Below are 21,920 nucleotides of genomic sequence, written 5' to 3'. Positions count from 1 at the left end.
TACCTCCTATGAGTCTTTTGGATTAGATAGATTATTCCTACTTTAATTATACATGACAATCTTGTCATGAAAAGTGGCAATCTGTAAAAATTTTAAAGAAATTGTTAATAGCCTTGAACGTTGTTAAAGATCTCGAACATCGGCACCATGATGGAAGTGACAATTGTTCCTACCAATGCTGCCAGGACAACGATCATCAGTGGCTCGATAAGTGATTTCAAACGGTCTGTACTGTTTTCGACTTCTTTTTCATAGAAATCGGCAACTTTTCCCAACATGGAATCCAATGAACCGGTTGTTTCCCCGATGGCAATCATTTGGGTCACGAGCGGCGGGAAAGCCCAATGATTTTTCATAGGTTCTGTCAATGAGGTCCCTTTTTCAAGAGCATCCCTTGAATTACGGAGGACCCGGCCAACCACTTCATTTTCCACAACCTTCTCCACAATGGCCAGCGCCTGAAGAATCGGTACAGAACTTGAGAATAAGGAACTTAGTGTCCTTGTCATTCTGGCCAGAGCCGCTTTTTGGATGATGCTCCCGAAAATCGGCATACGCAGCATCGCATAGTCGAAATAATATTTCGTCCTTCTGTTTTTCTTCACTACCATAACGGCAGCTGCCATACCTGCCATTCCGGCTGTCACCAGGTACCAGTACTTTTGCATAAATTCACTGGAACCCAGCACAAACTGTGTGATGGCAGGCAGCTCTCCGCCAAAATCGGCAAGCATTGTGACGAAGGTTGGCACCACTGCCACCAGCAGGAAGATTACGACAGCAATTGCGATAACCCCAACTACTGCAGGATAAGCGAGGGCTGAAATAATTTTCTGTTTTGTCATATGCTGCTTTTCATAATGAGTTGCCAGACTTTCAAGGGTTTCATCAAGACTTCCTGAAGCTTCCCCTGCCCTGACCATGTTAATCAACATAGGTTCAAAGATCCTTCTATGTTTTGCCAGGGCATCGGACAATGGGTTACCGTCTTTCAATTCCAGTTGTACTTCATCCAGAGCTTTGCTTAGGGCCTTGCTTCCGGTCTGTGAGGAAAGGATTTCCGTGGCATCCACTACCGTAACACCCGCCTGCAGCAGTGTGGCAAACTGCCTCAGAAAGATGACCATGTGCTGCAGTTTGACCGGATTTCCAATGGCAATGTCTTTTGTCAGCAGAGTTTCAGGCACTTCATTCATTTCAATCACACGGATGCCTTGTTTCTTCAGCTTAAGCATCGCTTCCCTTGTCGATCCAGCCGTCAAGATTCCTGATTTCTTTCCAGTGCGCCCGCGTCCAGTGTATTTAAATCGTGCCATTAGGTCGCCTGCTCCACTTCAATATAAGGAAAGGCGGATTCACGGGAGATAACTCCCGATTCATACAAATTCTTAATGCTTGATGACATTAGATGCATCCCCATTCCTTTAGATGTCTGCAGAATGTTATCGATTTGATGAACTTTTTCTGAGCGGATCAGATTGGCGATGGCCGGGTTGTTAACTAGTAATTCTGTTGCGGCTCTTCTCCCCTTTTTATCAACAAGTGGAAATAATCTTTGTGAGAGTACCGCTACCAGGACTGAGGCAAGCTGAATTCTGACCTGGGCCTGCTGTTCAGGAGGAAACACATCCACAATCCGTTCAATGGTGGCTGCCGCACTTGAAGTATGAAGAGTCGCAAAGACAAGGTGCCCTGTTTCCGCAGCAGTAATAGCAGTTTGGATGGTTTCCAAGTCCCGCATTTCCCCGACAAGGATAATATCCGGATCCTGCCGAAGGGCGCTTCGAAGACCTCTTGAGAAGTTCTTCGTATCAAATCCGACTTCTCGCTGGTCGATAATGCTTGTGCCATGTTTATGGAGATACTCAATAGGATCTTCAAGTGTAATGACATGTTTCCGCATCGTACGATTGATATGATCGATCATGGAGGCAAGTGTGGTCGATTTTCCACTTCCTGTAGGACCTGTCACTAATACAAGTCCTTGAGGTTTTTCTGTAATCCTCTTCAACACAGGCGGAAGGCTAAGGTCATCAATACTTGGAATGCTCGTCGGAACAATCCGGATGGCGAGCGAGACACACGAGCGCTGCTGATACGCATTGATCCTGAAGCGTGAGATCCCTGGAATTCCATATGAGAAATCAAGCTCACCATGTTCTAAGAACTTTTTCCAGAGATCTTCCGGGATGATCGATTTAGCCATCCCTTCTGTATCAGCTGGTTTTAAGATTTCCTTGCCATATCTCTTCAAATCACCATGAAGACGAAAAACAGGCGGAGCTCCGACTGTCAAGTGTATATCTGATGCTTTCAGTTCATAAGCTGAACGCAATAAGTAGTCTATTTTTTCTTTCATTGGCTTCACCTATTCTGAAATTGCTACCCGAAGAATTTCTTCGGTGGTAGTCAGTCCTTGCTTTACTTTCAGTAACCCATCATCCACTAGAAAAATAGTTTTGTTCTTCACCGCGTATTCACGAAGTTTGGAAAATGGCTCACCATTTAAAATTACTTTCTTCATATCATCATTCATGACAAGGACTTCATGGATTGCCAGCCGGCCTTTATAGCCTGTCATGTTACAGGAAGAACAGCCCTCTCCACGCATGATTCTATCAATCTTCATGCCTCTTTTAGCGAAGATTTCAATTTCACGTTTACTCGGTTCCTGTTCTCGCCCACAATCCCGGCAGACCTTTCTGACAAGACGCTGGGCCACAATGCCGCTTAAGGAAGATGCGACCAGGAATGGCTCCACCCCCATATCAAGAAGTCTTGTTATTGTCCCAAGAGAATCGTTGGTATGGATGGTACTCAGGACCAGATGCCCTGTCAGTGAAGCACGAATCGCAACTTCCACCGTTTCCTTATCACGGATCTCTCCGACCATGATGATGTTGGGATCCTGACGGAGGATCGCCCTCAAACCTTTGGCAAAGGTCAGGCCAACGTTTGGATTGACTCCGATCTGATTGATGCCCTCTAATTGATACTCCACAGGATCCTCAACCGTTATGATATTGACCTCTTCGCTGTTTAAATGATTCAAAGCCGCATAAAGTGTGGATGACTTCCCTGATCCCGTCGGCCCGGTAATCAGCACAATGCCCGTAGGCTGCTGGATCATGTCCATGAATCTCTTGAAGTTCAGCTTGTTAAAACCAAGCTGTTTGATATCATTCAGAGCACTGCTGAGGTCGAGTATACGCATAACGACCTTTTCCCCGAATACGGTTGGAAGGGTGGAGATACGGAGGTCGACCGGCCTGTAATCAACATTCGTCTTGATCCTTCCATCCTGTGGAACCCTGAACTCGGTTATATCAAGATTGGCCATGATCTTAATTCTTGCAATCAGCATGCTTTGCATATGTTTTGGCAGGTTTCGTTCTGTTCTCAACACACCATCAACCCGGTACCGAATGGATACTTTGGTCTCCTGCGGATCAATATGGATATCACTGGCTTTTTGCGTTACTGCATTTGAAAGGATCTGATTGACGAGTTTTACTATTGGGGAATCTTGATCAACGATTGTCTGCTCTTCAATCGAGCTTTTGGCAGGCTTATCGTTAACCAACTCCTCAAAGCCTTCTTCTGTATCGTAATACTTTGTAACCGCTCGAAGGATATCATCTTTTGTAGCGATAGCTGTTTCAATCTGAAAGCCGGTCGACAGCCTCAAGTCTTCTATCGCATAGAAGTCCATCGGATCTGCCATAGCGACGTACAGCTTTTCTCCTTCTTTTTTCAGAGGTATCATCAGATTGCGTTTAGCTTCTTCCTTGGGAATCAGGTGGAATAAGTTCGTATCAAAAGGGTAGCGGTATAAGCTTACATGAGGAATTCCGAGTTGAAATTCGAGCACCTCGATCAGCTGCTGTTCGGTTATATACCCTTTTTGCAGCAAGGCATCGCCGAGCTTTTGCCCTTGTTCTTTTTCCTGCAATGCCATATTAAGTTTTTCTTCCGATATCAGGCCCGCTTCTACCAGGAGATCCCCGAGCCTCTTTCTCGTCTGAACCATGCAATCACCAGCTTATTTAAGATTTAATCATTTATTCTTCTTTTGCTCTTGTGATTTAGTGCCTTTTGAATCGGAGTCAGAGTCAGAAGAAGTGCCTGATTCTAACTCTGTTTCAGTTTCTGAACTTGACTTATCCTCATCAGATTTTTCGTCTCCAGATGAATCGTCACTGCTGCCGGAATTTGGCGGTGGCCCCCCGGATCCTTCAGTATCGGAGCCTGTATCAGGGAGAGGGCCTTCGACAATATCAGTTTCTTCAACGTCTTCCGGTGCTTCTTCCAAACTATGAATCTCGATTCTATGCACAGGTGGATAAAAATCCTCTGCAATCAATTCTTCCTCCATCAGTTCCCCATTTTCACCGATACTTTGGCGGAAAACTTTAATCAACACACCTTTTCGTCCTTCTTCACGGACTTGTACAACATTTTTATCTAAAAACGGATTGTACTGCACAATTTTCTTAGGTGAAAATTCTTCTTTGTCCTTTAACGAAACTTTATAGTCAGTTGCTAAAGGAAAGCCGACTAATTTCCCATAAATTTGATTATTGAGAAGTTCGAGCTGGATGACATAATCTGTTTTATTAGGGTTTGCAAAAACAAAATCCTGATTACTGCCGCCATCGATTTTTGCCTCATACCCAAGCTCAATCTCTTCCGGCAGTTCCTGGCTTGTATTTCGTTCAATAATTGAAAAATTGGATTGCAGGATCAGCTTGTACAGCAGAGAAGAGACCGCATTCAAGTCTTCACCTTTTTCCTCAGCTGCAAAACCGTTTTCTTCCATATGACGCAGGAAAGAAAAATCAGTTCCTTGCTTAATGACTATCTCCGGAAAAGTTTCTATGAATCTCTTGATTTCAGGGGTCACAGTTATCTCTTCCGTAAGTGCCTCGGCGGTTACCTCCTGGACACTCCCCTCAGGAAAGTAGTCACTAAGGGAAAGGACAGAGCTGCTTGGTAACATGGAAGCTTGACTGAGCAGGTCTTGTTGAAATGCTGCAGCATCTAATTCTTCCACCTTCATCTCAGGATAAGCAGCGGTCAGCTGTTCCATAAGGTATTCGGCATCCAGTGAGACTGCCATAGGAGTTTGTCCACCCTCATTGAGACTCTGGAAACTCCTATTTATATCAATATGAAAGACTGATAAATCTATAGGTGTTTCTTCCCCTGAAAGCTCAACTGACATATTGGCAGTTGCTTTCCAGTCGGCTACAGCCTGGGCTAATGCTTCCTTCGCCTTCTCCTCCGGCTGCCCTCCTATATCTACAGAAGCTACCTTTGTCGATGGGTGAATTACTGACCCTTCGGTGAATCTATCAAGTGCAAAAGAGCCAGCATGGGAAAAACCGAAAATAAATACTGTCGCAGAGAGTAATGGAAAAAAAACGGTCTTAAATGGTCTGTTCTCCATGTCTATCGCCCCCTTTCACATTAGTCTTGAGCATTCATTGTCAATTCAACAAAAACGGAAGGCCCCTCGTTTTGTGCCTTGGCAATATCCTCCTCGGTCAGAATGGTGCCGCCAGGAATCAAAGTTTCCCCGGAAATTCCCAAGATATCTTTTGTTACCCGCTTGCCTTTTAGGAGGTTTGCTTGTTTATTCTTAATGTTTTCCAGATCGTTTGTTACCGGTTCTTCGAAATCAAGACTTTGATCAGCTTGAGTATCTGGAAGAAGATCTTCTACAGAATCTTTAAAGTGTTGAGCTGAGCCCTCTTGAACAATGAGGATGTCTTTTCCGTAAGTCAATATCTGTTCAGACTCCAATACCTTTTCACTGTCTTTCATCGCTACCAGAAGACCAATAATATTACCTGTTTCATCATCGACATAGTATTCCTTTGCTTCGCCGATCAATTGGCCTTTCCTCGACATAACTTTTGTATCATTGATTCTTATTTTCTTGTTAACCAATGCGTTCGCAATCGGAATTTCATTTAAATCGATTACAGCATTGCCATTCTCGACGGTAACAGCATACTCCCCGATTCCAATGACTTTTTTAAATGGAATTGCCTTTACGCTGACTTGCCAATCTTCATGTTCGATGGTCAGGAAGTCGACTGATCCCTTTTCAGGATTCACAACCAGAGATTTAACACTTCCAATCTCCACTCCATCTGCAATGCTAATGATCGGCAAACCTAATATTTCAGCACTCTTTTTCATACAACTACACCTATTCCCTTCCGTTTTGCATCATTTATTCTTTTACGATATTTTTCCATGCAATTTCTTTATAATCATTCAATTCACTTTTCAATACCGGATAAGAAATGAATCTTTCCTCAATTTCATCTATAAATAATTTCAGCTTCTTGTATTCTTTTAATTCATTATACCGTTGAATCAATTGCTGGGAGAGCACATAATAATCCCTATCATGAAGTTTGGGATGCATATACTGCGCAATCAGCGCTTCAAACTCAGCAAGAGACATCTTATTTTTATAATAAGCAAGTTCCTCAACAATTGTTTGAATGACCAATGTTTGAAGTGGAGAACGAACCTCTGATTCCTCCTGAACACCTTCCGGAAATTCTGAATGAATCTCGTCTTGGCTTTCATGTTCTGTATTCTCCATTGGTTCACTTAAGATACCTTCTTCAAGATCTGATGGTTCTGATTCAGCGTCTTGAAGCATCTCTTCCTCCGATGAACCATCATCAGAAAGGTCATCCAATTCTTCTTCCAGGACAACCGGCATATCTGATAATGCCTCTTTCACAAGGAGCTCTTCCTCTGGCGTAATTGAATCTGTTTCAGATGACTCTGCTGAGAACAATTCAACTAACTTTTGATCTTCCTCGGAGTAATCACTTTGAAAAAACTTAATCTCATTATCGTCTAACAAAATTGGTTGAAGTTCATCCGACTCTTCAGGAATAGTATTACTTGTCTCTTGAGAAGGCTCGTGGTCTGCTGGTTCAAGGATACTTGGTTCGTCTTCAGCTTCATGAATCATCAATTCAATTTCGCTCAAAGGTTCCATTTCCTCATCCGGGAGTACTGGTTTTTCTTGGATATCCATGATCGGCAATTCCTCAAGTGACTCCTCACTATCAGAGCTTCCTTCATCATTTTCCACTGTATGTACCGGCCCGGTATCTTCCTGTTCCTCCTGTTGAATCAGCCATTCAAGCTCACTCAATTCTTCAACAGATGTATCTTCGTCAATGATTATCTCTTCGGTTTCATCGTTATCTTGTACTGACTCGACTTTGTTCACAGAATCGTCTGTTACAGTAAGCAGTGGTAATTCCTCCAGTTCTTCATTAGTGATGAATTCCATGAGAGTATCCTCTTGTACATTCTCTTCTGAATCCATGTTAATTCCCGATTCACTAAAATCGTCTGCTTCCTCAGGATTGTCTTCAACAAGATCATCTACTTCATCCACTGCTGCAAAAAAGATTTTTTCTTCTTTTACCACATTATCTGCATCAGCTGCAAAATTGTCGGCATCTTGTACTCCCCCATCGGCCAGTAACTGCGGACCAAAACGGTTTCCAATCACTAAGGATGAAACAATGACTAAAATGAATAAAATAATGGCAACCATCCAAAGCGGATATTGATTTAATGCCAACAGGCCCAGAAGAGAAATAAGCAAGCTTCCACCGGCTATCCAGACTCTTCCTTTTTTCGTCATCCCGCCAGGCAGGAAAAATAGCACAGGCAAAAGGATTACGAAGGCTATCAATGCAAAGATATATAACTCCATCCTTTCACTCCCTTCAAAAAATAATTTTTCTATGAATTTAGTACTACATTTCCATTATTCGACTCTTAAATATTGTATAATAAACTTATGCATTTTGAAAGAAGGTGACAGAATGAAACTGTCAAATATCTTAAGAAATCACCAAGGATTAACCCTAATCGAGGTATTAGTATCAGTTACTATACTAAGTACGGTCCTATTAGTCTTTTTAAATTTTTTCTTTCAGGCAGGTACATACACCAATATGAACCAAAAGAAGACGGTTGCTGTCAACGTAGCCCGGAACGCTTTAATGTATATGGAAAGCCGGAGTTTCCTTGAAACGAAGAGAGAATTTTCCGATGTGAACGAAGGCCGGAAACCTCCCGAGCAGCATCCATTGAAACTGAAAATTTGTGATGCCGGATATGAAACCTTTCCCCCTGATGAAGCCGTTCCCGCTGACTGCAAAGATATTTCAATAAATGAAACCCCATATGAAGTGGAGATAACATCAGAGGAAGTTCCTCCTGAAGAACAAGAAAAACTAGATTACTATATTCCAGTTATCGCAGAAGTGAGGTGGATGACGAATGATAAGGAGTTCAGCACGACCGTGGATGGAACGGTTAAAAGTGAAGATATCCGCTGAAGATGGACTTACCCTAATCGAACTGCTGTTAACGATTGCCATATCCGCCATCCTGTTTCCTGTAATATACGGCACTTTCATAACCGGTTATAAAATCTACGAAAAGGTCAGTATTGAAGCCCAGCTCAGAGAAGACGCGGATTATGTTTCTGCAATGGTAATGAACAGTCTGTACTCTAACCAGTTTGATTATGTCGACGAATGTGAAGATGAAGACAATTGCGTTAAATTTGTTGACAGTGTTGAAACCGGGCAAAACGAATATAATTCCGAGGTTATTGACCAGGACAAACAGAAGACCGATGAGAATTTTTTTCAAATAAAGTTGACCGAACGAAATGGACGTCAAATATGGACAAGCGGTAATTCGGCCATTGAAACTAAGTCAGACTTCAAAAATTCCGAAATCAGCTATGTCTGCTCGGAAAAAAACCGGCAAGAACAGTGTACTAACGCCATTATATTCCTTGATTTTCAAGTTGCGCATACAAAACATGATAAACAGTTGAATTTGCAAAGCCAATTCGGATTTTAGATTTTAATATAAAGGGGGAGATCGAATGTTTAGGAACCAAAGAGGAAATACCCTTATAACCGTCATGATTACTTCACTCGTTGTTATTACTGTGGGCATGGGTGTCTTGTCAGCTTCCATAGGGGGAGCAAAAAGGACAGAAGTCAGGGAAACGGAAATTGATATTACCTATGATGGGTTAAGACTGATCGACGAAATGACAGCAGAGCTTTCAACCAACCTGGCAAGTGCTAACTTCAACCTTAAGAATCTTTCACCCTTGGATTTGACTACAAAACTGAACTCTTATTTCTCCTCGCAATTGGATCAAATGGACACCGGGGACAGTGTCTCCTGTATCAACGTTGTGGATGTCACTGCAAATGCCCCTAAATATCTTATTGCCGGGGAAGAAAAACAGTGCCTGGGAAGCAGCCTAAGCGGGCTGCAAACATTTAACATTGATCCATCACTTCAATTAACAAGGGTGCTGGAATTCGTGGTCACTGTAAATAATCCTGAAGAAGTACAGGGAAAAGTAAACAGGACCATCCGTAAACGCGTCATTCTCTCTCCTTTGCCTGGCTTCCTGAAATACGCAGCCGGAGCTGGAAATAAAGTGATCATAAATGGATCACCCAATATTGCCGGAAATATCTTCAGCAATGAACTCGTTATTAATAAAAATGCTCAATATCAATTAACTGATGGAGATCAAAAAGAAATTGAAACCCCCTTCTCTTCCGTTTTCGGCGATATTTATATTAATTCATCTGAAGCTGACTATAGTGCTGTAATGGATTATTTGACAGCTGAAAAATTCTATCACAATAACCTGCCTAAGCTAAAGAATGACAGTCAGTTTATCAGTGTGAATTTTGAAGAGACATTTACTGAAAGAGTCAATGAAATACAACAAGAACAGGGATTCTCACAAGTAGCATCCATTGAAGATCTTCCGCAGAAGTTAACGGCCTCCATCAAGGATGACTATACTTTCAGCCTGGCAGACTTACCAGGACTGATTACGAGGCCGCTGGAGATTGTTGATGATACGTTAAATTTGCAGGACATCCTTAACCTTCAGCTTTGGAAGAGAAATGAAGACGATGATGATGACGATGATGATGACGATGATGATGACGATGATGACGATGACGACGATGACCGTGATTGTGATGATGATGATGACGATGATAACGATGACCGTGATTGTGATGATGACCACGATAACAGCAATATTGATGATCTTCTTAACAATCTCAGCTACAAGCTGATTGACAACAGCTTGACAAGTACAATCCAGGTACCGGGAGACCTGATTATTTCAAGTGTTTCTTCAATACTCGACTTTCCAGGAAAGATTATTGCCGATGGCGACATATACATCATTGGGAATAAATCCATTACACTTAATGACATTATTGCAACCGGTGATATCAATCTAATCAATTTAGAAGATACAATTGAAGTAAAAGGAAACATCATTTCTGCTGGAGATATTACAATTCAGGGCAACGAAGGATTTTTATTCCAGAAAGACAATAATTCAGAAGAACCTGGTTATATGCTCGCCGGGAAATCGTTGACCATCCAGACGTTTGACAGTACGTCAACGATTGTAGGAAACCTCATTGCAGGTGAAGATCTTTTTATTCATGGGGACAGCAATGAAGGATCAAAAAAAGAAGATGATGAAATCGTCTTCGATTCTGTCATCTATGCGGGAGGAGAAGCGTTCATTTCCAATTTGAATATATCAGGAAATGAGAATAACACCAAACAGCTTGTTCTCTTAGCGGGCGATAAACTGACAATGACCCGAATGAATGAATATAGGAACTTCAAAAAAAGTAAAGAACCAGATAACTTTGATGGCGTTATCACAGACGAAAAGATTGACCCATTAAAAGCGTTCTTTTATACAAATGGCAGTGCGGAACTTTACGGTGTGGGCTCGCTTTTCCATATTGACGGCGGAGTGTTCGCCAATGATACTCTTGTGATCAATGCAATCAGGGGCAAAATCGATGAAATAGAAAAAGCGGACCTCTATTCAACAAAAATCGAACAGGATAATTATCTCTCCCGCTTCAATGTTAATTACAACCGTGATATTTTGTTGCAAAAAATTGACGCATTGCCTAAAACAGAAGTACTTTCACTTTTTAGTGATGAAGTATCCGTTCAATAATAAAACAATATTTAATAGTAAATGAAAAAGCTTCCCGATTGGGAAGCTTTCAGACCGTAGACAAACCCCACTCCAACCAAAAGTTGGAGTGGGGTTTGTTAAGTATTTGAGTGAAAACCATTGAATATCAAACTGGACATGGCCCTCGCCATGTCCAGTTTGCCAATTTCTTAAGATTCATGGCAGCAAACGTAAGCATCGCCTGCATTGAAACTTTTTTCAGACCTCTCAAGGTCGTCCAACGCATGCCATGCTTCTCTTTCGCGTCAGCAAAAACTCTTTCGATTGTTTCTTTCCGCTGCGCGTAAAGCGTTTTATTCAAATCAGTATGTCTAAGATGTTCAACCTCGTCAATATAATCCTGCCAAAGGTGTCTATGAATCATCTTGATATGGTTCTGACTTTGTGTGCATTTTTGTAATAGCGGGCACTCCTTACACTTTAAAGGATCAGAAGCGTACTGTTTATATCCATCTCTTGTGGTCGTGCGATACGGAAGTATTTGACCTTCCGGACAAATATAGCAGTCAAAATGTTCATCATACACGTAATCATATTTTTTGAGGTATCCCTCTTTCGTTCGGGGACGAGTATAGGGCATCACCGGTCTGATGTCTTGATCCATTAAGAACTTAGCAATATGTGGAGTCTTATATCCAGCGTCAACAGCTACAGAAGAAGGTTTTCCAACTTTATTCTTGACCAGATCCACAAGTTGATCCAACATCCGACTATCATGGACATTTCCAGCAGTGACCAGAGATCCTAGAATGAATCCCCGTGAATCACTCGCTGTATGGAATGAATAAGCAAATAGCTTCTCACGTTCATCTTTCACATAGTATCCACTTTCAGGGTCTGTGGTACTTACCTTGATTTCTTTCGTCTCTTCTTTATTCTGTGGGGGGAAGGGCTTTTTTCCGTGTTCCTCGCGATCAATATTAATCTCTTCATCCAATTGAGCCTGGTAACTCCTCGTTTCTACTCGAACAACCTTTTTCTCGAATTTCTTCTTATTGGCATTTGCTTTTACATGCGTTGAATCAATGAAAGCAACAGATGGATCTACCAATCCTTTTGTCATAGCCTCTTTCAAGATACGGTAGAAGATCTGTTCAAACAAGTCAGTATCGTGGAAACGGCGAACGTAGTTTTTGCCGAAGGTGGAAAAGTGAGGGATCTTTTCCGTAAAGGCATATCCAATAAACCAGCGATAAGCAACGTTGGTCTCAATCTCTTTAATCGTTTGACGCATGGAGCGAATACCGAAGCGGTATTGAATGAATACCATTTTAATCAGCACAACAGGGTCAATACTCGGTCTTCCGTTGTCTAGACAGTATCTGTCTTTTACTAGGTCATAAATAAACTCAAAGTCAATCGCTTGTTCTATCTTTCTTACTAAGTGGTCTTGCGGGACCAGCTGGTCCAGTGCAACCATCTCAATTTGATTTCTTCCATCTTCTACATGTTTTGATAACATATTGAATCCCCCACAGATTTTTTCAAAGGTTTTGGTGTCAAGACTAGTTTTAGTTTACAAAGGATTGATTGGAGCGGAAGGCGTACGACCTCCTGCGGGATTAGCGGGACAGGTGAGACCCCGCAGGCGCAGCCGAGGAGGCTCACCGCCCGCCCCGCGGAGTCGTGCGCATGTAGCGGAAATCAACTATCTATTCCAACCACCTAAACGTATGCCAAAAAGTATTTACAACCTAATTATACAAAAAAGCTTGTAGACGTGGTCCATATCTTGGACTTTGTCTACAAGCTGAAAGCTTCCCGATTGGGAAGCTTTTTCATTTACCATCTGCCATCCAAGTATGGAGTTTCTCCATCTCCTCCATCTCCGCCGCCTTCTTCAGGATCTACGACTTCAAATACTGCCGAGTCAGTAATGGATTTGTCTTCATCAGCCTCTACGGTAACGGTAGTATAACCAAGATCTTCAGTCCTGATATACCATTTACCTTCAGATTTAATGACCTCAATGGCATCTGAAGTGGAAAGTACTTTAGCTAACTTTTTATTGGTTGCATCTGATGGATTGTAAATCAGGAATGCATCAATCGGTATCTGCACCTCTGTCAGAGGCAGAGTGATTTTAGCTTGCTTGAACCGGATTTCTTCAAGTTTCACATAAGGATCAAGGACCTTAACAGGAACGATCCGTTTTACCCCTGAACCGTCTTTTGCTTCAATTATTAGTTTGTCATCCCCTGGCTTCACACCTATTATTCGGTGTGAATCTGATGTTAGTATGCCGCCATTAGAGTAGCTGGCAATCTTTCCATTTCCCTTCTCTAAGTAGATGTCAACATTTTTGTTAGAGGCATCTACCGGGAGCACTTCGATCTGGAAGGAGATGGATTCTCCAACCTTTACTTCTATAGGATTAGGAGAGATGTTTATGGAACTTACCTTTTTAATAAAGATGATTTTCTTTGTCACTGGCTGATCATTGAGAGTGAATCCGCCTACCGTTTTAACCTGAACTTCTACCGGTCCGACTATACCTGTCTGTATGTCTACCTTTTGATCAGGGGAAAATTGGGTCCATTCTGTTTGCGTGTTGTTTGCTATTATCTTATACAGGTATTTGACATCATCTCCACCAACCTGGTTAGTTATTTTGAATGATGCCGGGCCTGTTGTTTCTTCATTATTTGAAAGGACTTTTTCTGTTAAGGTTTCCATTACCTTAAAATCGGTCTTCAAATATACATCTTTGAAAGACTGGTCACTGAAATGAACCCTTATAGTATTTCCAGCTATCAGCTCAAGTCCTTTTACTGGAAGAGGTTTAAGTGATACTTCAGCAGTCAGCTCGCTTGTTAAGTCGTTTTTCTTAGCCAGCTTACCAGTATGATCGCCGATATATGTGATATCATCTGCCATCCCTTTCAAGATTACCTGCATGCCAATATATCCTGAATGGGAAGTAAGAGTATGACTTTGGGAATTGAAGTTAGTATCATTGTAATAAATTGTTGCCTTTGGCATTTTTACTAATGACATAGCAAACTCTGCTTGAAGAAGAGCTTTATAATTCAACTTGGCAGGAGAAAATTGACTTCCGCTGTAATTGATTGACTTTCCTGGCTTAATTTCAATTGCCCTTTGGCCATTATGTGTGATCTCCTTGACAGTAGCTCCCGTCAGTAAACCGCTTAGGGCGGTCTGGAGATTTTGACTTTTAAGTGTAATTCCATCAGGTAATGGCTGAACGATACGAATATCTTTCAATACCCCTGTCTTGTTCGATTGAAGAATACCTGAAGGAATTAAATCATATTCAACGGAAAATTCATTCTGGACACTATTTTGCATTCCCATTTTTATTAAGTTTTCGGGAGCATGATATTGATTTCCGTTTATCTTTACCGCACTATCGAATTTCGGAGCGGCTTCCTCCACGATGTTTACAGTAATACTCTTATGCGTGATGGCCGGTTGGATGTTACCGTCAAAATCCTTATAAATTAATTTAATATTATCGAACACATAGCTGCCCATTTCAGTAAATTGGAGCGGCAAACTTAATTGAATACTGCCAGGAGAAGGCTGTTTTCCAATGGGATAGGTGAAATTATACTTCATATGCACCACATTATTTTTATCAATATAAGCATCAGAATTAGCAGCCAGTTTTACTTTCCCATTGAACTTGCTTAAATCGATTTGAACCTCCCCATCCACTGATGGAGAATTGAACTCTTTCGAAATATCGGTAAACACATTGGAAAGACTGTTTGGGTTTGCCTGTATGGCCCTTCCTCCGGTTTTATTGGACATATTCTCTAACAGCTGATAGTTCACCTCGCCAGGTTCGGCGAAGGCAATGCTGTACATCTTGACATCGTTGACACCGAGTTTTTCAGCCGAGGCAACTGCTTTTTCATGGATGAATTTCTGCACATCATTATAGTTTGCATTCACATTCCCTGCTCTGGCAGTTCCGTTTGTATATAGTGTATATTGCTTATTGTCATGGTTAAGAGATGTCGGCTCTCCATCAGTCAAAAAGATGATATACCTCTTGGAGTCCCTCATGCCGGAAAATTTACTCAGGGCATACTCAAGTGATTGGGTATAGTTGGTTCCTCCTACACTGAAGTCGAAAATTTCCTGCGACCAGTAATAACCGTAGTACCAGGAATATTTTTTTACCCAATAGGCTTCACTAAAGTCCAGGTGTTCCGCCATTGGCAGAATATCACTTAAACCTTCAGCTGGTTGTATTCGCTTATCTCCATAATTCTTATAACTCACATCACTGTCGAATGGGACAAAGAAGTATTTATCTTTACTCTGTTGATTTTGATTAAAAAATCTTAAAGACTCTTTTAGTGCATTTTCCGCACTTGTCGCTTTTTTGACACCGCCAAATGAGTCTTTCATAGAGCCTGATGTATCGTGCACGAAAACCACATCAATCGGCTTCCTCTCTTCATTGGTGGCTTGTCCCTTTGGTGTCACCTCAATATCCAGGCGTCCCTGGGCATCACCGTTTGCGGGTTTCACATATTCAGTCGCACTGGGTTGTACGGAAAATTCAACTGAAGGTTTAATAGCTGCATTCGCAAAGGAGGTATGTAATATAAAACTGAAGATGATTGTAAAAATGATTGCAAACGATAACCTTTTGTTCAAATTCTCCCCTCCTCATTGTTATTTATTTTCAATTTTCATTTAAAATCTATTACTTATCTACTATTATAGCAATCTCATCCATCTTTATATAGACCTAAGTACTCAAACCAAGAAATTTTTTCAAAAGAAAAACCCCGCTGTTCAAAACGGGGTCAAGAAGATTTCACATATTCAGCTACTCGGTTTCTCCCAGCCTGTTTAGCGCCCGTATAAAGAGCCCTGTCTGCGTGCCTTATCAGGGACATGCTGTCATCAGCATCAAGCGGAGCCGATGCGACTCCGATGCTGGCGGTAACCTTCAGCTTCAGCGACTTTCTCTCAGCTTCGAGATTACTGTGTAAAATGAACGGACGATCCGCAATAGTTCTCCGTACAATCTCAGCAATTAAAAATGCATCTTCCTTTGAAGTATCAGGGAGCAGGATAACAAACTCCTCACCACCATAGCGGGCGACTGTCCCCTCATCTCCAATAAGGGTTTCAAGCCTTCTTGCCAATTCAAACAGAATCTCGTTTCCGCTTTGATGTCCATAGTTATCATTCACCGATTTAAAATGGTCAATATCAAGCATGATCAGGGATAAACACACTCTGTCACCTGTTTTCAATGCGTTAAACTCACTGGATAACAGGTCCTCAAAATACCGATAGTTATAAAGCTTGGTCAAAGCGCAGCGCTCACTGTTCCGTTTTGTTGCTTCATAATGGCGGGCATTGGCTATTGCCACACCAAGATACGAACACAGTATATCAACAATCATTAATTGGTATTTTTTATACGCCCTCTTTTTTGATGAGGCGAGGAGCAGGACCCCTCTCACCTTTTGGTTCCTGACAATCGGGACGGAAAGCACACTCTCTACATCTTCAGGCATATACCCTTTCGCTACCTCTGTCCAGTCAGATTTTCTATGAAATAATGCTGACTTTCCAGATGCCCATACCAAGCCGCTGATTCCTTCATTCTTTTTCAAAGGAGGAAGGCTTATGGACTTGTTTTCATTATTTTCGACTCTTCGCAGCAGGACCAGGTCATCCCCCTGGACATCCAATATGTAGGCATACTCCACGGGCAGGGTCTGAAGGATTTTATCAAGGAAGAATTGGAGCACCTCATCAACTTGAAGGCTTTCAGTAAGCTGATGGCCTATCTCCACTGCTTTTTGAAGATATTGATTGATTTGTTCTGAGGAGTTATAGAGCCTCAATATCATTGCACCTGACATAAACGGCAGGCCGATCAAAAACAGCGCAATCGGACCGATTTGATATTGGAGGTAAAATAAGCCCAGACCCATCGGGAACATGATCAGCATCGCTGAAAAATCCCACTTCAAGTCCTCCCCAAACAACTTGATTTTCTTATTAAGAAACGCATAAAAACCTATCAGCAGGACTTGGTTTACCAGAATGGAAGATACCTGATAAACCAGAGCCGGAATAAATATCGACTCAACAGGGGAATAACCTATGGTGCCCCCGATATAAAAATAAATGATACCGCTGAACACAGACATAAGGAAGAACATGATAGAGTTCCAAGGAAAACGATACAAGTCATTTTTTCCAACGCGAAGACGGAACATGAAGGTGAAAATGGCAATTTGAAGGAGAACCACTTCAAAAAAAAGTCCGAACTTCAAAAAAGCTGCCAGCGACACCCATTGTATGAGCAATATCGGGAAGCCGTTAATGACTATAGGCATAAGAGATATAATGATAGTAAAAATAATAAACGCTGACATACTGAATATATCAGCGTTCACCGGGGGGAAGTATTGATAGGCAAAATATATGCCAGGGGGTACAAGCATTGCCCATACTACCCAGACAATCGCCTCCTGAGTCTTGCTGATTTTCATCAATATCCCCTCCTCTCTTAAATCCCAACTAGCTCAATGGATAAATTCCTAATATTAGTTAAAAAGTCACAAGTTTAAGAATATTTTATCAAAGTCTTTTGAAAAAGTCATGAAAAAGATTACATAGCCTAACTGTAGTTCAAAATCTTTGATCTAACCGCTGACAGGAAGTAAAGCGACCCGGTGACAATCAGTACTGCGCTATCATCTTCTTCAATCCTGAAAGCTTCAATATATTTTTCCCAATCATTTACGATATGGTGGCGATCAAGTTGAAAGTATTCTGCAAGTTCTTCCGGATTCGCCGCTCTTGGGAATTCAAATGTCGTAAGCCCTATATCAGTAACGTTCTTCTCAAGGTCACTTACCATGGACTGAAGATCTTTGTCTTTTAAAGCAGCAAATAAAATAGATACTTTTTTCTTCCTAAATCTTGTCTCAATGGTATTAATCAACGCCTGCATCCCTTCAGGGTTATGTGCCCCATCCAGATAAATTGCAGGTTTCTGGTTAACCTTATCCATTCTTCCAGGCCAATAGGCAGCAGCCAATCCCCTTTGGATAGCACCTTCTTCTATTTTATAAAAATATCTCTCTTTTAATATATCGGCGGCCGCCACAGCTAATGAAGCATTTTCTGTTTGGTGTCTGCCGATCATTCCTATTTCGTAACTTCTTGTCTTGCCTTTTCCGAAGAAGTCAAAGGTTTCACCTTCTTCAGCAGGTCCTTTATAACTGACTTCAAAGTCACGATTCAGCAAAAATAAATCAGCATTCTTCTCAGCCGCTTTAGAGATGAGGACGTTTTGTGCGCCCGTTTGCGATGCTGCTGTTACTACAGGCTTTCCTTCTTTAATGATTCCCGCTTTTTCAAAAGCGATTTTCTCAATGGTGTTACCGAGAAATTGAGTATGATCCATCCCTATATTTGTAATCACGGAAATCATGGGATCGATGACATTCGTGGAATCAAACCGGCCGCCGAGCCCCACTTCAAATAAGACAACTGGAACAGGATTCATCCTGGCGAAGTAATATAAAGCCATACAAGTGATCACTTCAAACTCTGAAGGACCACCCATTTCTGTCTCTTCCAGTTCCTCTGCCAGAGGGATGATGATGTTAACCAATTCCATAATTTCTTCATCTGAAATCGGTCTCCCATTGATACCGATCCTCTCATTGAATACTTCTAAATAAGGAGAGGTAAAGGTTCCGGTATCGTAGCCTGCAGATTCCAAAATGTGGCGCAGGAATGTCAAAGTGGACCCTTTTCCATTCGTACCGGCGATATGGACCGCTTTTATTTCTTTTTCAGGATGATTCAGCTTTTTCATCATCCATTCCATCCTGCTCAAGCCCGGCTTGATGCCAAGTCTCAACCTCGAATGAATCCAGCCAACGGCTTCTTCATATGTATTGACCATGTTGCTCCCTCCTTCGAATGGCAATTGTATATTGCATGTTTACCGCTGAATCGAAAAACCGAAAATAGGAAGAATATCTTCTATTTCAAAAAGTTCCTACCTAAAATCGGGACTGCCCGGAAGAAGCGCATTCACCTTCTCCCGTGTCAGTCCCGAACATTTATCTGACTATCTTATTGGCCTTTCAATTCATTGATACGTGCTTCAACCGTGCTGCGTTTTTCCAGGTAATCCGCTTCTTTTGCACGCTCCTCATCCACTACTTTTTGAGGTGCTTTGCTTACGAATTTTTCGTTGTTCAACTTACCCTGTACCCTGGCAACTTCTTTATTCCATTTCTCCAGCTCTTTTTCCAGACGGGCAATCTCTTCGGCAATATTGATCAGTCCTTCTAAAGGAAGGAAGAGTTCAACACCCGTTGCTACAGCTGTCATCGCTTTATCAGGTGCTTCAATATCAGTAGAAATGGTCAATTCTTCAGGATTACAGAATCTTTCAATATATCCTTTATTCTTTTCAAGCGTCTTTTTCGTTTGTTCGTCTTTCGCTTTCAGAAGAAGCTTGATTTGTTTGCTTAGAGGTGTATTCACTTCTGCGCGGATATTACGTACCGCACGAATGATTTCCACGAGAAGTTTCATGTCCTCAGCCGCTGCTTTATCCGAGAATTCTTCGCGTACAACCGGCCATGCAGCAGTCGTAATCGATTCGCCTTCATGCGGCAGGTTCTGCCATATTTCCTCGGTAATAAACGGCATGAACGGATGAAGAAGTCTCATTGTGTTATCAAGAACGTAAGCGAGGATCGATCTTGTCGTTTTCTTGGCTGCTTCATCTTCACCATACAACGGCAGTTTCGCCATTTCGATGTACCAGTCACAGAAGTCATCCCAGATGAAGTTGTAAAGGATACGGCCCACTTCACCGAATTCATAACGGTCTGCCAGTTTTGTTACAGTTTCAATCGTTTCATTCAAGCGAGTCAGGATCCATTTATCAGCTGCCGACTTTTCTCCTGTTAGGTCGATCTCTTCATACTTCAATCCATCCATGTTCATCAGGGCAAATCTTGAAGCATTCCAAATTTTATTGGCAAAGTTCCAAACCGATTCAACTTTTTCAGTTGAGTAGCGTAAATCCTGTCCTGGTGAACTTCCTGTTGAAAGCATGTACCTTAGAGCATCGGCTCCATATTGATCGATGACTTCCATAGGATCCACACCGTTACCCAGGGACTTACTCATCTTTCTTCCATCCTCAGCCCTTACAAGACCATGGATGAGTACATCATTGAACGGGCGTGTTCCGGTAAACTCAAGACCTTGGAAAATCATGCGTGAAACCCAGAATCCAATGATGTCATATCCTGTTACAAGAGCATCTGTCGGGTAGTAGCGTTTAAAATCTTCCGCTTCCGTGTCAGGCCAGCCCATTGTAGAAAACGGCCATAACGCTGAACTGAACCACGTATCGAGTACATCCTCTTCCTGTCTCCAGTTTTCAATGTCAGCAGGCTCTTCTTTTCCAACATGGATTTCGCCAGTTTCTTTATGGTACCAGGCAGGTATCCGGTGCCCCCACCAAAGTTGACGGGAAATACACCAGTCACGGGTGTTTTCCATCCAGCGAAGGTACGATGTTTCGAAACGATCTGGTACAAAGTTAACCTTTTCCTCACCATTTTGAAGCTCAATTGCTTTGTCAGCAAGAGGCTGCATCTTTACAAACCACTGCGTGGATAGATATGGCTCTACAACTGCTCCGCTTCGTTCGGAATGACCAACAGAATGCATATGTTCTTCAATTTTGAAAAGAACACCAGACTCCTGCAGATCTTTTACAATTTCCTTGCGGCAGGCGAATCGGTCCATACCGTTGTATTTTCCTGCTTTTTCGTTCATTGAGCCGTCTTCATTCATTACCAGGATGCGCTCCAAGTTATGGCGGTTCCCGATTTCGAAGTCATTAGGGTCATGAGCCGGTGTAATCTTGACCGCTCCTGAACCAAATTCCATATCTACGTAATCATCGCCGACAATCGGAATTTTACGGCCGACGATTGGCAATGTTACTTTTTTGCCAATGAGATGTTTGTAGCGATCGTCTTGAGGATGTACAGCCACTGCCGTATCTCCAAGCATGGTTTCCGGACGCGTTGTCGCGATTTCGATATGTCCCGAACCATCAGCCAGCGGATATCTCATGTGGTAGAAGGCGCCTTGAACATCCTGATGAATTACTTCAATATCAGAAAGGGCTGTTTTCGTTGCCGGGTCCCAGTTGATGATATATTCGCCACGGTAAATCAGGCCTTTTTCATAAAGAGTAACAAATACCTCTTTAACCGCATCTGACAAGCCTTCGTCCAACGTAAAACGTTCCCTGCTGTAATCAAGTCCCAGGCCAAGCTTTGACCATTGTGCACGGATATGCTTGGCATACTCCTCTTTCCACTTCCATGTCTCTTCAAGGAATTTTTCACGGCCAAGGTCATATCTGGTAGTCCCTTCGCTGCGGAGTTTTTCTTCTACTTTGGCCTGTGTTGCAATGCCGGCATGGTCCATGCCAGGAAGCCAGAGTACATCATAACCCTGCATCCGTTTCATTCTTGTGAGGATATCTTGAAGAGTCGTATCCCACGCATGCCCAAGGTGAAGCTTGCCTGTAACGTTCGGAGGAGGGATGACGATTGTATACGGTTCTTTCTCCTTGTCATTCGCTGCTTCAAAAAATTTTCCGTCCAGCCACCACTGATAGCGTCCGCTTTCTATGGCTTGCGGATCATATTTGGTCGGCATACTGATTTCATTGTTTTCCATAACCTTTTCCTCCTTAGAGTTGATAATTCTATGTGTTTTTGCAAGAAAAATAAAAAAA

Annotated in this window: 14 protein-coding genes; 3 read left to right on the top strand and 11 right to left on the bottom strand. The window is 42.1% G+C overall.

The genetic code is table 11. From position 1 onward, the window contains the following. Positions 1–104 precede the first annotated feature (104 nt). From BSG1_RS09550 to BSG1_RS09525, 6 genes are read right to left on the bottom strand one after another with little or no spacing between them, the layout of a single operon-like run. Complete coding sequence (locus tag BSG1_RS09550; RefSeq protein ID WP_006836805.1) at positions 105–1,316, bottom strand: type II secretion system F family protein; 1,212 nt, start codon at positions 1,314–1,316, stop codon at positions 105–107. Then, a complete protein-coding gene (locus BSG1_RS09545) occupies positions 1,316–2,359 on the bottom strand; it encodes a type IV pilus twitching motility protein PilT (RefSeq protein ID WP_044022689.1) in 1,044 nt (347 codons plus the stop codon). The genes BSG1_RS09550 and BSG1_RS09545 overlap by 1 nt, the downstream gene beginning before the upstream one ends. A 9-nt stretch (positions 2,360–2,368) precedes the next feature. Further along, positions 2,369–4,030, bottom strand: a complete 1,662-nt coding sequence (locus tag BSG1_RS09540; RefSeq protein ID WP_006836803.1) for a GspE/PulE family protein — start codon at positions 4,028–4,030, stop codon at positions 2,369–2,371. A gap of 27 nt (positions 4,031–4,057) precedes the next feature. Next, positions 4,058–5,449 (bottom strand): VanW family protein, encoded by a 1,392-nt coding sequence (locus tag BSG1_RS09535; protein WP_006836802.1) that lies wholly within the window; start codon positions 5,447–5,449, stop codon positions 4,058–4,060. 20 nt (positions 5,450–5,469) lie between these two features. Continuing rightward, positions 5,470–6,207: a PRC-barrel domain-containing protein gene (locus tag BSG1_RS09530; protein ID WP_006836801.1), complete on the bottom strand. Its 738-nt coding sequence runs from the start codon at positions 6,205–6,207 to the stop codon at positions 5,470–5,472. Between the two features lie 34 nt (positions 6,208–6,241). Next, a complete protein-coding gene (locus tag BSG1_RS09525; RefSeq protein ID WP_006836800.1) occupies positions 6,242–7,762 on the bottom strand; it encodes a hypothetical protein in 1,521 nt (506 codons plus the stop codon). A 112-nt stretch (positions 7,763–7,874) separates the two neighbouring features. On the opposite strand from BSG1_RS09525, the gene BSG1_RS09520 reads away from it, so the two are divergent. The 3 genes from BSG1_RS09520 to BSG1_RS20305 are packed head-to-tail and all read left to right on the top strand — an operon-like array spanning position 7,875 to position 11,101. Next, positions 7,875–8,393, top strand: a complete 519-nt coding sequence (locus BSG1_RS09520) for a type IV pilus modification PilV family protein (protein WP_044022688.1) — start codon at positions 7,875–7,877, stop codon at positions 8,391–8,393. Beyond that, positions 8,335–8,928 (top strand): prepilin-type N-terminal cleavage/methylation domain-containing protein, encoded by a 594-nt coding sequence (locus BSG1_RS09515; protein ID WP_156791451.1) that lies wholly within the window; start codon positions 8,335–8,337, stop codon positions 8,926–8,928. Before BSG1_RS09520 ends, BSG1_RS09515 begins: the two co-directional genes overlap by 59 nt. Before the next feature lie 25 nt (positions 8,929–8,953). Continuing rightward, on the top strand, positions 8,954–11,101 hold the full coding sequence (locus tag BSG1_RS20305; protein WP_006836797.1) for a hypothetical protein: 2,148 nt from the start codon (positions 8,954–8,956) through the stop codon (positions 11,099–11,101). Between the two features lie 127 nt (positions 11,102–11,228). Here BSG1_RS20305 and BSG1_RS09505 read toward each other — a convergent pair whose 3' ends face one another. From BSG1_RS09505 to BSG1_RS09485, 5 genes are all read right to left on the bottom strand, one after another. Then, on the bottom strand, positions 11,229–12,584 hold the full coding sequence (locus BSG1_RS09505; RefSeq protein WP_006836796.1) for an IS1182 family transposase: 1,356 nt from the start codon (positions 12,582–12,584) through the stop codon (positions 11,229–11,231). 320 nt (positions 12,585–12,904) lie between these two features. Next, a complete protein-coding gene (locus BSG1_RS09500) occupies positions 12,905–15,754 on the bottom strand; it encodes a vWA domain-containing protein (protein ID WP_006836795.1) in 2,850 nt (949 codons plus the stop codon). Between the two features lie 152 nt (positions 15,755–15,906). Then, positions 15,907–17,616, bottom strand: a complete 1,710-nt coding sequence (locus BSG1_RS09495) for a sensor domain-containing diguanylate cyclase (protein ID WP_006836794.1) — start codon at positions 17,614–17,616, stop codon at positions 15,907–15,909. 128 nt (positions 17,617–17,744) lie between these two features. Beyond that, a complete protein-coding gene (locus BSG1_RS09490; protein WP_006836793.1) occupies positions 17,745–19,043 on the bottom strand; it encodes a bifunctional folylpolyglutamate synthase/dihydrofolate synthase in 1,299 nt (432 codons plus the stop codon). Between the two features lie 173 nt (positions 19,044–19,216). Further along, entirely contained in the window at positions 19,217–21,862 is a 2,646-nt protein-coding gene (locus BSG1_RS09485) for a valine--tRNA ligase (RefSeq protein ID WP_006836792.1), read from the bottom strand. Positions 21,863–21,920: the final 58 nt, after the last annotated feature.

This window comes from Bacillus sp. SG-1, assembly GCF_000181495.1.
Classification (GTDB): Bacteria; Bacillota; Bacilli; order Bacillales; family Bacillaceae_B; genus Rossellomorea.
This window is presented reverse-complemented; position numbering and strand designations above follow the sequence as displayed.